Source organism: Cupriavidus malaysiensis (assembly GCF_001854325.1).
Classification (GTDB): domain Bacteria; phylum Pseudomonadota; class Gammaproteobacteria; order Burkholderiales; family Burkholderiaceae; genus Cupriavidus; species Cupriavidus malaysiensis.
In genome coordinates, this window is the sequence record NZ_CP017754.1 from 865,245 (window position 1) to 878,188 (window position 12,944).

Annotated in this window: 12 protein-coding genes; 5 read left to right on the top strand and 7 right to left on the bottom strand. The window is 71.7% G+C overall.

The window, feature by feature from the left end:
* Window positions 1–100: 100 nt before the first annotated feature.
* Entirely contained in the window at window positions 101–1,438 is a 1,338-nt protein-coding gene (locus BKK80_RS03785; RefSeq protein ID WP_071070659.1) for an aspartate aminotransferase family protein, read from the top strand.
* A gap of 11 nt (window positions 1,439–1,449) precedes the next feature.
* Window positions 1,450–2,301, top strand: coding sequence for a beta-keto acid cleavage family enzyme (locus BKK80_RS03790; protein WP_071068605.1), 852 nt, complete (start codon window positions 1,450–1,452; stop codon window positions 2,299–2,301).
* 122 nt (window positions 2,302–2,423) lie between these two features.
* Here the strand turns inward: BKK80_RS03790 and BKK80_RS03795 are convergent, their stop codons facing one another.
* The gene (locus BKK80_RS03795; protein ID WP_071010941.1) at window positions 2,424–2,669 is read right to left on the bottom strand and encodes a hypothetical protein; all 246 of its coding nucleotides are present in this window, start codon (window positions 2,667–2,669) and stop codon (window positions 2,424–2,426) included.
* A 106-nt stretch (window positions 2,670–2,775) separates the two neighbouring features.
* Here BKK80_RS03795 and BKK80_RS03800 point away from each other — a divergent pair, with 106 nt between their 5' ends.
* On the top strand, window positions 2,776–3,978 hold the full coding sequence (locus BKK80_RS03800; RefSeq protein ID WP_071010942.1) for a pyridoxal phosphate-dependent aminotransferase: 1,203 nt from the start codon (window positions 2,776–2,778) through the stop codon (window positions 3,976–3,978).
* Here the strand turns inward: BKK80_RS03800 and BKK80_RS03805 are convergent.
* Genes BKK80_RS03805 through BKK80_RS03825 form a run of 5 tightly spaced genes read right to left on the bottom strand, consistent with a single transcriptional unit; the run spans window position 3,963 to window position 9,530 of the window.
* On the bottom strand, window positions 3,963–5,618 hold the full coding sequence (locus BKK80_RS03805; protein ID WP_071068606.1) for an efflux transporter outer membrane subunit: 1,656 nt from the start codon (window positions 5,616–5,618) through the stop codon (window positions 3,963–3,965). The genes BKK80_RS03800 and BKK80_RS03805 overlap by 16 nt on opposite strands.
* A gap of 9 nt (window positions 5,619–5,627) precedes the next feature.
* A complete protein-coding gene (locus BKK80_RS03810) occupies window positions 5,628–6,779 on the bottom strand; it encodes an ABC transporter permease (RefSeq protein WP_071010943.1) in 1,152 nt (383 codons plus the stop codon).
* Entirely contained in the window at window positions 6,776–7,765 is a 990-nt protein-coding gene (locus BKK80_RS03815; protein ID WP_071068607.1) for an ABC transporter ATP-binding protein, read from the bottom strand. The genes BKK80_RS03810 and BKK80_RS03815 overlap by 4 nt, the downstream gene beginning before the upstream one ends.
* Window positions 7,762–8,766 carry an HlyD family secretion protein gene (locus tag BKK80_RS03820; RefSeq protein ID WP_084545467.1) on the bottom strand — a complete coding sequence of 335 codons (1,005 nt, stop codon included), beginning with the start codon at window positions 8,764–8,766 and terminating at the stop codon, window positions 7,762–7,764. The genes BKK80_RS03815 and BKK80_RS03820 overlap by 4 nt, the downstream gene beginning before the upstream one ends.
* 20 nt (window positions 8,767–8,786) lie before the next feature.
* Window positions 8,787–9,530, bottom strand: coding sequence for a TetR/AcrR family transcriptional regulator (locus BKK80_RS03825; RefSeq protein ID WP_071010945.1), 744 nt, complete (start codon window positions 9,528–9,530; stop codon window positions 8,787–8,789).
* Window positions 9,531–9,762: 232 nt separating this feature from the next.
* Between BKK80_RS03825 and BKK80_RS03830 the strand changes: the two genes are divergently transcribed.
* Window positions 9,763–11,187, top strand: a complete 1,425-nt coding sequence (locus BKK80_RS03830; protein WP_083383931.1) for a carbohydrate porin — start codon at window positions 9,763–9,765, stop codon at window positions 11,185–11,187.
* A gap of 21 nt (window positions 11,188–11,208) precedes the next feature.
* On the opposite strand, the gene BKK80_RS03835 is transcribed toward BKK80_RS03830, so the two are convergent.
* Window positions 11,209–11,664, bottom strand: coding sequence for a MarR family winged helix-turn-helix transcriptional regulator (locus BKK80_RS03835; protein ID WP_071010946.1), 456 nt, complete (start codon window positions 11,662–11,664; stop codon window positions 11,209–11,211).
* A gap of 86 nt (window positions 11,665–11,750) precedes the next feature.
* On the opposite strand from BKK80_RS03835, the gene BKK80_RS03840 reads away from it, so the two are divergent.
* Window positions 11,751–12,893 (top strand): substrate-binding domain-containing protein, encoded by a 1,143-nt coding sequence (locus tag BKK80_RS03840; RefSeq protein ID WP_236903716.1) that lies wholly within the window; start codon window positions 11,751–11,753, stop codon window positions 12,891–12,893.
* The last annotated feature ends 51 nt before the right edge of the window (window positions 12,894–12,944 follow it).

Consider the following 12,944-nt stretch of genomic DNA (forward strand, 5'->3'; position numbering starts at 1 on the left):
GGAAACATATGTTGCATTGGCCGGGGCGCTTTCCTATACTGGCGACTTCCAGGCCGCACCGGCGCAAGGCCGGTGCGGCCACGTCCTCTCCGTCTTCTCCATGACCCACGTATTCCACCGCAATCCCCGCCAGGCCCTCCCCATGGCCGTGGGCGGCCAGGGTATCGAACTGATCGACAGCAACGGCAAGCGCTATCTGGATGCCTCCGGTGGCGCGGCCGTTTCCTGCCTGGGGCACGGCCATCCGCGCGTGATCGAGGCGATCCAGCGCCAGGTGCAGACGCTGGCCTATGCGCATACCTCCTTCTTCACCACGGAACCGGCGGAGGCGCTCGCGGCCACGCTGGCGGAGGCGGCACCCGGTGATCTCAACCACGTCTACTTCGTCTCGGGCGGGTCGGAGGCGGTGGAGGCTGCGCTCAAGCTCGCGCGCCAGTATTTCGTCGAGACCGGGCAGGGCACGCGCCGCCATTTCATCGCGCGGCGCCAGAGCTACCACGGCAATACGCTGGGCGCGCTGGCCATCGGCGGCAACGCCTGGCGGCGCGAGCCCTTCCTGCCGCTGCTGGTGCCCGCGCACCATGTCTCGCCGTGCTATGCCTACCGCGACCAGGCCGCGGGCGAGACCGGCACGCAGTATGCGCAGCGGCTGGCCGACGAACTGGAGGCCAAGATCCTCGAACTCGGACCGGACAGCGTGGCTGCCTTCGTGGCCGAGACGGTGGTGGGCGCTACCGCCGGCGCGGTGCCGCCGGTGGCCGACTACCTGAAGCGCATCCGCGCGGTGTGCGACAAGTACGGCGTGCTGCTGATCCTGGACGAGGTGATGTCCGGCATGGGCCGCACCGGCCACCTGTTCGCCTGCGCGGAGGATGGCGTGGTCCCGGACATCGTCACCATCGCCAAGGGGCTGGGCGCCGGCTACCAGCCGATCGGCGCCACCCTGTGCACCGACCGTATCTACGACGCCATCGTGGGCGGCAGCGGCTTCTTCCAGCACGGTCATACCTATATCGGCCATGCCACCGCCTGCGCCGCGGCGCTGGCGGTTCAGCGCACCATCGCCGAGGAGGGGCTGCTGGCCAATGTGCTGGCGCGCGGCGAGCAGCTGCGTGCGCGCCTGCGCGAGGCACTGGGCGCGCATCCCAACCTGGGCGACGTGCGCGGACGCGGCCTGTTCGTCGGCGTGGAGTTCGTCGCCGACCGCGCCAGCAAGGCGACCCTCGATCCGGCGCTGAAGACGCACGCCAGGCTCAAGGCGGCGGCCATGCAGCAGGGCCTGCTGGTCTATCCGATGGGCGGCACCGTCGATGGCGTGCATGGCGACCATGTCCTGCTGGCGCCGCCCTTCATCTGCACCGAGGCGGACATCGAGCGCATCGTCGCGCGCTTCGTCGCGGCAGTCGGCGAGGTACTGCCGGCGCAGCGGGCGGCCTGAGGGAGAGCGCGATGACGAATCCCGCAGGCAACACGGCGCAGCCGTTCTCGCTGGCCGTCGCGCCCAACGGCGCGCGCAAGACCCACACCGATCACCCGCGGCTGCCGATGACGCCGGCGGAACTGGCGCAATGCGCCAAGGATTGCCTGGACGCCGGCGCGGCCATGATCCACCTGCATGTGCGCCGCGCCGACGGCACCCACAGCCTGGAAACCGCCGACTATGCGCCGGCCATCGACGCGGTGCGCCGCGCCGTGGGCGAGGCGCTGGTGATCCAGCTTACGACCGAGGCGGTCGGCATCTACCGGCCCGACCAGCAGATCGCCGCGATCCGCGCCTTGCGTCCGGAAGCCGCTTCGGTGGCGGTGCGCGAGCTGCTGCCGCAGGAGGGCGACCCGGCGCAGGCGCGCGACTTCTTCCATTGGATGCACCGCGAGCGCGTGGTGGCGCAGTACATCCTCTACGATGCGGCAGACGTGCGTCGCTACGCCGCGCTGCGGGCCAGCGGCGCGATTCCGCCGGGACGGCACTGGGTGCTGTTCGTGCTCGGCCGCTACGCGGCCGGGCAGACCTCGACCCCGGCCGACCTGCTGCCTTTCCTGCAGGCCTGGCGCGAGCATGGCATGGAGCTGGCGGGCACGCCGTGGGCGGTCTGCGCCTTCGGGCCGCAGGAGGCCGCCTGTGCCACGGCAGCGGTACTGCTGGGCGGGCACGCCCGCATCGGCTTCGAGAACAACATGCAATTGCCGGACGGCAGCGTCGCGCCCGACAACGCGGCCTTGCTGGCCGGCGTGCGCGGTGCGCTGGGTGGGCTGGCGCTGCCGCCGATGGATGCGCACGCGCTGCGCGCGCTGCTGGCGTAGCCGGCCGCGAGCCACCGCGAGCCACCGCCGGAACGGCGCCGCGGTGGCAGCGGACCTGTCACAATGGGGGTCCCGCAATCCGTCCGGAACACAACCGGCAATCCCGCCGTGAGGCCTATCCTTTACATCACCTTGCTGGCATCGCTGGCGGTCCCGCTGGCGTCCGCCGCGGGCGCGCAGCCGGCCGCGGCAAGCGGCCCGGCGGCGAAGGCGCGAAGCCAGCGCGCAGGCGGGTCGGCCTCGCGGCCGCCGGCCAGGGCGGCGCGCACGGACGGCCGCGACGCCGCCAGCAGCTCGAGCCAATACGCGCTGCGGCCGGACTCCGACGGCGGCAGCAGCTTCGGCCTGAAGCCGAAGTTCGGCTTCACGCCACGCGACAGCGGCCGCTAGGGCCCCGCTCCGCACCGGCGGCATGCCCGCGGCGCGGCTTTTGGAGTACGCTTGCTGCGCACCCCAAGCCCAGGAGACCTGCCGATGTCCCAGCCAGCGGTTCCCCCTTCCGCCGAGTTTCCCGCGCAGGCACGCGCGGCCGTGCGCCAGCTGCGCGCCTCGCGCATCCGCGAGGTCGCCAATGCCGGCATCGGCCGGCCCGACGTGCTGCCCTTCTGGTTCGGCGAGTCGGACCAGGTCACGCCAGCCTTCATCCGCGAGGCCGGCAGCCGGGCGCTGGAGGCCGGCGCCACCTTCTACACGCACAATCTCGGCATCACCGCGCTGCGCGGCGCGCTGGCCGAGTATGTCAGCGCGCTGCACGGACCCACCAGCGTGGCGCAGGTCGCCGTGACCAGTTCCGGCGACAGCGGCCTGATGCTGGCGGCCCAGCTGGTGGCCGGCGCCGGCGACCGCATCGTCGCCGTCACGCCGCTTTGGCCCAACCTGGTGGAGATCCCCAAGATCCTCGGCGCCGCGGTGCATACCGTATCGCTCGACTATGGCGCCGACGGCTGGACCCTGGACCTGGAGCGTCTGCTGGCCGCGCTGACGCCGGACACGCGCGCGCTGCTGATCAACTCTCCCAACAACCCGACCGGCTGGACCATGCCACGCGCGGTACAGCAGGCGGTGCTGGCGCACTGCCGCCGCCACGGCATCTGGATCATCGCCGACGAGGTCTACGAGCGGCTGTACTACGGCGACGAACCCGGCGTGGGCGGCGCCGCGCCATCCTTCCTCGACATCGCCAGGCGCGACGAGCGCGTGATCTGCATCAATTCCTTCTCCAAGGCCTGGCTGATGACCGGCTGGCGGCTGGGCTGGATGGTCCTGCCCGAGGCGATGGAGGGCGACCTGGGCAAACTGATCGAGTACAACACCTCGTGCGCCCCCGCCTTCGTGCAGGAAGCCGGCGTGGTGGCGGTGCGCGAGGGCGAGGCCTTCACGCGCGACCTGGTCGGCCGGCTGCGCGCGGCGCGCGATCATCTGGTCGGCGCGCTGTCGGCCTTGCCGGGCGTGGACGCCCATGCCCCCGATGGCGCCATGTACGTGTTCTTCCGCCTGGCCGGCACGCGTGACAGCTTGGACCTGTGCAAGCGCCTGGTGCGCGAGGCCGGCCTCGGCCTGGCGCCCGGCAGCGCCTTTGGCGACGAAGGCGAGGGATTCGTGCGCTGGTGCTATGCCTGCGGCACGGAGCGCCTGGACGAGGGCGTGCGGCGCCTGCGGGACTACCTGGCGCGCTGAGCCATGCTGGCGCCGTCCGCGCCCGCGCGCGGATGTGCGGCGCGAGCGGCGGGTGCCGGTTCCGTTCGCGCTTCCGTTTCCGTTTCCCTCTCCGTCTCCTGCCACCAGCCTCCGCCCAGCGCCTGCAGCAGCGCCGCCGAGTCCGCCAGGCGGGCGGCCTGGGCCTGTACCAGGTCCTGCGCGGCCTGGCGGTACTGGCGTTCGGCATCGAGCAGCGCGAGCTGGCTGACGCCGCCGGCCCGGTACTGCGCCGCGACGATGTCCAGCGTCTCACGCGCCCGCTGCGCGGCATCGGCGCGCGCGCGCAGGGCCAGCGCATCGGCCTCCAGCGCGCGCAGCGCGTCGGCCACCTCCAGCAGGCCCTGCAGCACCACCTGGCGGTAGGCCGCCAGCGATTGCGCGTAGGCGGCCTGCGCACTGCGCCGGCGCTCGAGCAGCTCGCCGCCGTGGAAGACCGGTTGGGCCAGGCCGGCCGCCAGGCTCCACACGTTCAGGCTGCGGAAGAGGTCGCCGGCCGACAGGCCCTGCGTGCCGGCGCTGCCGCTCAGGGTCAGCTGCGGGTAGAGGTTGGCGGTGGCCACGCCGATATTGGCCGAGGCCTGCTGCAGCAGGGCCTGGGCGGCGGCGATGTCGGGACGCCGCTGCGCCAGTGTCGACGGCAGGCTGAGCGGCAGCGCCGCGGGCAGGTGCAGGGTGTCGAGGTCGAAGGCGGGCACCGCGCCCTCGCCGCTACTGTGGTCCGACGCGCTGTCGTCGTCGCTGGTGCCGGCGGGCGCCAGGCCCAGGTAGACAGCCAGCTGGTGGCGGCAGGCGGCAAGCTGGCGCGCCAGGCCGGGCAATTGCGCCTCGGTCTGGTCGAGCACGCCCTGCTGGCGCCGCACGTCGACCTCGGCCACGCCGCCGGCCGCGAGCCGCGCGCGCGTGATGTCCAGGCTGCGCCGTTGCGCGGCCGTCTGTGCGCGCAGTTCGGCAATCTGCGCGCGCAGGCCGGCCTCGCGGATGGCCGCCGTGACCACGTTGGCGGCGAGCGCCAGGCGCGCCGCCTGCCATTCGAAGCGCTGGTAGTCGACCGCCGCGCGCAGGCCCTCCAGCTCGCGCCGCTGCGCGCCGAACAGGTCCAGCACATAGGACACCTGCACCGAGGCCCCGTACAGCGTGAACGGTCCGGGGCTGGGAAAAGCGGTAATGCCCAGGCTCTTGATATCGACCTGCTGGCGCGTGCTGCTGAGCCTGGCGTCGATGGCCGGCCATTGCGTCGCCCCGCTGCGTGCGGCGAGATCGTGGCCGGCCTGCTCCAGGCGCGCGCGGGCCTGGGCGACGCCCGGATTGGCTGCCAGCGCGGCCTCGACGGTGCGGTCCAGCGCGGGACTGCCGAACAAGGTCCACCAGCGCTCGGGCACGTCGGCGCCGTCGTCGAGGACCTGCGCGCCGCCGTGGCTGCCTTCGGCCTGCGCCGTCCGGGGCGGCGCAGGCGGCATCGTGTAGCCGCTGTCCAGTGGGGGCTGCGGCGGCCGGAAGTCCGGTCCGACCGTGCAGCCCGCCGCCAGTGCCAGGCAGGCGGCGAGCACCGCCCGCCGGCGCAGGTGGCGCAGGCGGAGGACGGGGGCGGGACTGGCGTTGACTCCGGCAGGTCGACCCATGCTTGCCTCCTAGTCGAGCGTGCGCCGGTAGAAGCGCAAGGCGATGCCCATCACCACCACGGTGAACAGCGCCAGCGGCCACACATTGGGCCAGAGCTCCGGCCAGCCGTTGCCCTTCAGCAGGATGCCGCGGATCAGGCGGTGGAAGTAGGTCATCGGCAGGACGTTGCCGATGGCCTGGGCCCAGCCCGGCATGCCCTGGAAGGGGAACATGAAGCCGGACAGCAGGATGTTGGGCAGGAAGTAGAAGAAGGTCAGTTGAACCGCCTGCAACTGGTTCTGCGCCAGCGAGGACAGGGTGATGCCCACCGTCAGGTTGGCCGCGATGAACAGCAGCGCGGCCAGGTAGACCGCCAGCACGGAGCCGACGAAGGGCACGTGGAACACCCAGCGCGCCGCCAGCAGGATGATGGTGGCCTGGATCAGGCCGATGAAGATGTAGGGCACGATCTTGCCGGTCATCACTTCCAGCGGCCGCACCGGGGTGGCCAGCAGGTTCTCCATGGTGCCGCGCTCGCGCTCGCGCGTCATCGCCAGCCCGGTCATCATCACCATGGTCATGGTCAGGATCACGCCCATCAGGCCGGGGACGATGTTGTACTGGGTGATGCCTTCCGGGTTGTAGAGGCGCTGCACCTGCACGTCGAAAGGCGGATGGCCGCCGGCCAGCGGCGCCAGCGCGCCTTGCAGGTCCTTGCCGGCCACGTTGTAGGGCAGCTGGGTGAGCGCGGCGATGGCTGCGCTGGTGGCCGACGGGTCGGTGGCGTCCGCTTCCACCAGCAGGGCGGGGCGCTCGCCGCGCAGCAGGCGCCGCGTGAAGTCGGCCGGAATGCTGACCACGAACTGGACCTCCCCCTTCATCAACGCTTCGCGCCCCGCCTGCTCGCCGGGCAGCGTGCCCGCCACGCGGAAGTAGCTGGAATTCTGCAGCCCGGCGATGAAGGAGCGGGTGAACTCGCTCTGGTCGGCGGCGATCACCGCCGTGGTCAGGTGGCGCGGGTCGTTGTTGATGGCGAAACCGAACAGAAGCAACTGCATGATGGGGATGCCGACGATCATGGCGAAGGTGACGCGGTCGCGCCGCAGTTGCAGGAACTCCTTCAGCACGATGCTCCACCAGCGCTGCAGCGAGAAGCCGGGACGGGGCGCGGTGCCGTTCATGGCCGCGCTCCGCCATGCGCCGGAGCCGGCGCGCTGGCCGGCGCCCGCATATTGTCCTCGGAGCGGCTCATCATATGGATGAAGACATCCTCCAGGCTGGTCTCGGTGGCTTCGACGCGGTGCCGGGGCCCGGCCACGCGCGCGAGCGTGGCCGCCAGCGTGTCGGCATCGCGGCCGGTGACGTGCAGCGCGTTGCCGAACACCACGGTCTGCTCCACGCCGGGGGCGCCCTGCAACTGCTGCGACAGCGCGGCGAGGTCGTCGCCCAGCACCGACCAGGTGCTGAGCCGCTGGCCGGCCACCACCTCGGCCGCGGTGCCCTGTGCCAGCAGCTTGCCGTAGGCGATGTAGGCCAGCTTGTGGCAGCGCTCGGCCTCGTCCATGTAATGGGTGCTGACCAGCACCGAGATGCCGCGCGCGGCGAGCTGGTGGAGCTGTTCCCAGAAGTCGCGCCGCGCCTTGGGGTCGACCCCGGCGGTGGGCTCGTCGAGCAGCAGCAGGCGCGGTTCGTGCAGCAGGCAGGCGGCCAGCGCCAGGCGCTGCTTCCAGCCGCCGGACAGTGCGCCCGCGAGCTGGCCGGCGCGCGCCGCCAGGCCGAGATCCTCGAGCGCACGCTCGACCGCCTCGCGCCGGCGCGGCATGCCGTAGACGCGGGCGACGAAGTCCAGGTTCTCGCGGATCGACAGGTCGTCCCAGTAAGAGAACCGCTGCGTCATGTAGCCGACACGGCGCTTGATCTCCGCGCTCTCGCGCAGGATGTCGAAACCCAGGCAGCTGCCCGCGCCGCCGTCAGGAGTCAGCAGGCCGCACATCATGCGGATCGAGGTCGTCTTGCCGCTGCCGTTGGGGCCGAGGAAGCCGAAGATCTCGCCGTGTCCGACCTGCATGGTCAGGCCGTCCACCACCAGGCGGTTGCCGTAGCGCTTGCTCAGGCCGCGCACGTCGATGGCGGGCGCGGCGTGGTCCGGTGCGTCGGTCGGGCTCATGGACGGAAGACCTCCACCGGCTGCCCCGGGTGCAGGGCCGCCGCGTCGGCGAGCGCGGGATGGGCTTCGACGAGGAAGACCAGCTTGCGCCGTGTCTCGTTGCTGTAGATCACCGGCGGGGTGTACTCGGCCTCGTTGGCGATGTAGCTGATGCGCACCTGCAGCGGTCGGGCGCAGCCGTCGCAATGCATCGTGACCGCTTCGCCATTGCGCAGCGCGCCCACCTCGGCCTCGGGCACGAAGAAGCGCACCTTGACGTTGCCCGGCGGCAGCATGCGCACCACCGGGCTGCCGGCCGGGACCCACTCGCCGAGGCGGAACACGGTGTCGTAGACCAGTCCATCCTGCGCGGCGGCGACGCGCTTGCGCGACAGCTTCCATTCCGCCTGGGCCAGCGCCGCGCGCAGCGCTTCCACCTGGCGTGCCTGCGCCTCGCGCTGGGCTTCGCGTCCCGGCAGGCGGGCCACCGCGACGCTGCGCTCCAGCTCGCGCACGCGGGCCGCATCGGCCGCGGCGCCGGCGCGGCTGTCATCGAGCTGGGCCCGGGCGATGCCGCCGGCGGCGAACTGGACCTGGTCGCGCGCGTACTGGGTGGCGCTGCGCTGCGCCTGGGCACGCGCCTGGGCGAGCTGGGCGCGGTTGACGTCGACCTCCGGCCGGCGCTTGCCGGTCGCCAGGTCCGCCAGCTGGGCCTGGGCCGCCTGCAGGGCGGCGGCGGCCTGGTCGCGCGCGGCGCGCTCGTCGTCGTTCTCCAGCGCGAACAGCGGCGCTCCCGCCACGACCTGCTGGCCGCGCGCCACCGACAGCTGGTCGAGCCGGCCGGCGAACGGCGAGGCCACATTGACGAACTCGCCTTCGACATAGCCCTGCCAGGCAGTCGGTGCCGGCTTGCCGCAGCCGCCCAGGGCCGAGGCCGCGGCCGCCAGGACCAGCCAGGTGCGGGCAGGAGAGGCACGCGGCAGGCGCGGGCGGCAGGGCAGGGTGCGCAGGCGGTTCGGCATGGCGGCTCCGGATGGCGGGCTCAGGCGTTGGCGGGTGGCCAGGGCCGTGCTGGCGCGAGGGCATGCGCCAGCAGCGTGCTGACGTGGCGTACCAGGGCCTCGCTGTCGAGCGCGGCGGCGCCGGGCAACTGTCGCCAGATGTGCGCGGTAGCGAGCGGCAGCAGCGTCAGCCCGATCAGCGAAACGATCAGCAGGGGCGGCTCCAGCCCGGGGGCGAGCGCGCCGCGCGACTGGGCTGAGCGCAGCAGCACGATCAGCCGCCCTGCGCGCGGCAGCGCGAAACGCTGCAGCATCCGTTCACGCAGTTGGCCGTCGACGCCGGCGATCTCGCGGATCCACAATCCGGGAAACCATGGCGTCGCGGCCGCGGCGCGGATCAGGCGCTCGGCGATGCCGCACAGCAGGGCCGCGAGGTCGGCGGCGCTATCGCCGGCCTTGGCCGTGCTGCCGTCGGCCAGCACGGCATCGATCGGGGAAAAGACCTGGTCGACCAGGGGATGCAGGCGTTCGTCGACCACGGCATCGAGCAATTGGCCGCGCTCTCGGAAATAGTAGTGAACCAGGGCCGGCGTGACGCCGGCAGCGGTCGCGATGGCCCGGATCGGCGTGGCGGCGACGCCGCGCTCGGCGAACAGCGAGGTGGCCGTATCGAGCAGGTGGGAGCGCTGGTCCGGGCCGGCGTCGCCGGAAGGGCCGGGCCGGCTCGGCCGCCCCGGCCGGCGGCGACCGGCGCAAAGGGGTGCGGTGAGAGGTGGTGCGGCCATGGCGCCCTCCTGTCGATCGTTTCATATTAATTGTTGGGTTAATTAATTCAAGAACGATCGCCAGGTGCTGCGGACCTGGGCCAGGATGACTGGAAAAGCCCGCTCGGGGTGGCGTTTGTTGCAATGCAGCAATACAAGGTGGACATGTCATGCAGGCTTGGCTATGCTTCGTGCGCCCAATAACCGAGCGGACCCGTGCAAGCCCGCTCCCTGCCCCTCCTGCCGCCATTCCATGCTGTTCCGCCGACTCGCCAACGGGGCGCTGCGTCCCCTGCCTTGCCTGCTGTTGAGCGCCGCCTGCTCGCTGGCCGCCGCGCCGGCATGGGCGCAGAGCACGGCACAGGACGCGCCGCCCGCGGCTGCCGCACCGGATGCCGCCGTCGCGCCGCCGGCGCAGCGTACGCCGCTGGAGATCCTGGAAGACCGCTTCGCCTTCCACGGCCAGGCCACCTATATCTGGCAGCGCCAGCCGGCCTTCGATGCGGCCTATTCGGGACCGAACAGCCTGATGTCGCAGCGGGCCAAGAGCTACTCGTTCAGCACCACGCTGGATTTCGGCGCCAGGCTGTGGAACGGGGCCGAGTTCCACTTCAATCCCGAGGTCACGCAGGGCGTGCCTTTCTCCGACCTGCACGGCGTAGGCGGCCCCACCAACGGCGAACTGGCCAAGGTATCGAGCACCAACCCGACCATCTACCGTGCGCGCGCCTTCCTGCGCCAGACCTGGGGGCTGGGTGGCGGCAGCGAGGAGCAGGAGGCCGACTTCAACCAGTTTGCCGGTTCGGTCGACAAGCGCCGCCTGGTGCTGACCGCCGGTAACTTCGGCGTGCTCGATGTGTTCGACCAGAACGACTACGGTTCCGACCCGCGCACCCAGTTCATGAACTGGTCCTTCATGGCGCACGGCTCCTTCGACTATCCCGCCGACGCGCGCGGCTACGACTGGGGGTTCGCGCTGGAGTATGTCGGCGACGATTGGTCGGTGCGCTTCGGCCATTTCCTGCAGCCGCGCGAATCGAACGGGCTGCCGCTGGATACGCGCCTGTTCAAGCACTACGGCGATATCCTGGAATTCGAGCGCCGCTACCGCCTGGCCGGGCAGCCCGGCGTGGCGCGCCTGCTGCTGTGGCGCAACCAGGCGCGCATGGGCTCCTTCAGCGATGCCCTCGGCTACGGACAGGCCACCGGCACCACGCCCGACGTCGCCAACGTGCGCGAGGAGCACGCCAAGCTCGGCATCGGCGTATCGCTGATGCAGAAGGTCAATGACTCGCTCGGCGTGTTCCTGCGCGCCAATATGTCGGACGACAAGACCGAGACCTACGCCTTCACGGAGATCGGCCGCCAGGTGGCGGTGGGCGGCATGCTGGCCGGCACGGCCTGGGGCCGGCCGCGCGACAACCTCGGCATGGCGGTGGCGATCAATATGCTGGGGCCGAACCATCGCGCCTACCTGGCCGCGGGCGGGCAGGGCGCCTTCCTGGGCGACGGCGCGCTCGACTATGCGCCGGAACAGGTGTTCGAAGTGTTCTACAGCTTCCAGGCCTTCAAGTACCTGAGCATCAGCCCGGACTTCCAGTACATCCGCAATCCCGGCTACAACGCCGCGCGCGGTCCCGCCAGGTTCTACGGCGTACGCTTCCACAGCGAATTCTGAGCGCCGCGCCGGCGCGCGCGATCAGCCCGGGGCCGGGCCGCGCGTCTCGTCCAGCGTGCTGAGCAGGGTCCGCAACTGGCGCGCCTTGGCCGCGCCGAGGCGGTGCACCAGGCTGTCTTCGTGCGCCTGTACGAGGGCATCCAGCCGCGCCGACAACTCCAGTCCCTGGTCGGTGGCGTAGAGCAGCACGCGGCGGTTGTCTGCGCTGTCGGGACTGCGCATCGCCAGTCCCTGGGCGATCATCTTGTCGACCAGCTTGGTCAGCGTGGGCGGGTGCATCAGCAGCGACTGCGCGACTTCCCCCATCGCATGGCCGTGCGCATCCGCCAGCACGCGCAGCACTTTCCAGTGTTCGACCTGCACGCCTTCCGCGGCCAGCGCGGCTTCGAGCCGCGCCTGCACGGCGGCGTGGGCACGGGCGAGATGCTGGGTGAGGTAGCCGTCGAAGGCGGCCGGGGGCGGAGTGGTGCGGGACATTGCGCTAGTATAGGGGAAAACTTTCCCAGGAAAATATTCCGCCCCAGGCCCACGGCGTGTTCCCGGGCGCGCAAGGAGACGACGCGATGCAATGGAAGCCGCTGCCCGCGAAGCCGGCCGACACCGGCGACGAGCCCGTGGACGATCCCTGTGCCACCTGCCTGGTCGGGCCGCCGCCGCCGCCCCGCACGCGCCATGCGGGCCGGCTGGAAGTGGCCTTGCTGGTGCCGGTGCGTGGAGCCACCGGTATCTGGGGACCGTCGGCGCGCGCCTGTGCCCAGCTCGCCGCCGAGGAACTGAACCGCGCCGGCGGCGTCGGCGGCCGCGAGCTGCGCCTGCACGTGTTCAACGCCGCCGACGAATGCCGCGATATTCCGCAGCAGCTGGGCGCGCTGATCGACGAGGGCGCCCTCGACGCGGTGGTGGGCATGCACACCAGCGCGGTGCGCGGCCGGGTCAGCGCCGCCACGCGCGGACGCGTCCCCTTCGTCTACACGCCGCTTTACGAGGGCGGGGAACGCGCGCCCGGCGTGTATGCCATCGGCGAGACGCCGGAACTGCAGTTGCTGCCCGCGCTGCGCACCCTGTGCCTGCGCTACGGCGCGCGCCGCTGGGTCTTCGTCGGGCATGACTGCGTGTGGCCGCGTGCCTCGCACCGCTTCGCCGGGGCCGCCCTGCAGGCGCTGGGCGCGCAACTGCTGGCCGACCGCTACACCCGTCCGGCCTGTGGAAGCTACCGCGCGGTGCTCGACGAGATCGAACGACTGCGTCCCGATGCCGTGCTGCTGTCGCTGGTCGGCCAGGATGCCATCGACTTCAACCGCGAGTTCGCCGCGCGCGGCCTGGCGCGCCGCATACGGCGCCTGTCCTGCGCGATCGAGGAGAATGCCCTGCTCGCCATCGGCGCCGACAGTACCGCGGGGCTGTTCGCCTGCGCCGGCTACTTCGCCACGCTGGGCCACGATGCCAACATGGCCTTCAAGGAGCGCTATCACGGCCGCTACGGCGAGCGCGCGCCGGTGCTGAACGCGCTGGCCCAGTCGGCCTACGACGGCGTGCATTTCCTGGCCGCGCTGCTGGCAGCGCCGGGCCGCGCGGCGGGACGGCGGGCGCCGCTCGCCTTCCGCAGCGTGCGCGGACTGTCCTGGCAGGGCAACGCGCGCGTGCAGCAGCCGGTCTTCCTGGCCGAGGCCGATGGCCATTTCTTCCAGGTGACTGAGCGCCTCTGACGATACCGGCCAGCATGGCCGTGGCCGGCCGTCAACGGCCGGCGACAAGGG

What these genes read in the sequence shown, in the direction of transcription:
- BKK80_RS03830 (WP_083383931.1), top strand. Translation starts at nt 9,763, where the DNA reads ATGCTGTTCCGCCGACTCGCCAACGGGGCGCTGCGTCCCCTGCCTTGC.
- BKK80_RS03835 (WP_071010946.1), bottom strand. Translation starts at nt 11,664, where the DNA reads ATGTCCCGCACCACTCCGCCCCCGGCCGCCTTCGACGGCTACCTCACC.
- BKK80_RS03790 (WP_071068605.1), top strand. Translation starts at nt 1,450, where the DNA reads ATGACGAATCCCGCAGGCAACACGGCGCAGCCGTTCTCGCTGGCCGTC.
- BKK80_RS03825 (WP_071010945.1), bottom strand. Translation starts at nt 9,530, where the DNA reads ATGGCCGCACCACCTCTCACCGCACCCCTTTGCGCCGGTCGCCGCCGG.
- BKK80_RS03800 (WP_071010942.1), top strand. Translation starts at nt 2,776, where the DNA reads ATGTCCCAGCCAGCGGTTCCCCCTTCCGCCGAGTTTCCCGCGCAGGCA.
- BKK80_RS03840 (WP_236903716.1), top strand. Translation starts at nt 11,751, where the DNA reads ATGCAATGGAAGCCGCTGCCCGCGAAGCCGGCCGACACCGGCGACGAG.
- BKK80_RS03820 (WP_084545467.1), bottom strand. Translation starts at nt 8,766, where the DNA reads ATGCCGAACCGCCTGCGCACCCTGCCCTGCCGCCCGCGCCTGCCGCGT.
- BKK80_RS03805 (WP_071068606.1), bottom strand. Translation starts at nt 5,618, where the DNA reads ATGGGTCGACCTGCCGGAGTCAACGCCAGTCCCGCCCCCGTCCTCCGC.
- BKK80_RS03815 (WP_071068607.1), bottom strand. Translation starts at nt 7,765, where the DNA reads ATGAGCCCGACCGACGCACCGGACCACGCCGCGCCCGCCATCGACGTG.
- BKK80_RS03785 (WP_071070659.1), top strand. Translation starts at nt 101, where the DNA reads ATGACCCACGTATTCCACCGCAATCCCCGCCAGGCCCTCCCCATGGCC.
- BKK80_RS03810 (WP_071010943.1), bottom strand. Translation starts at nt 6,779, where the DNA reads ATGAACGGCACCGCGCCCCGTCCCGGCTTCTCGCTGCAGCGCTGGTGG.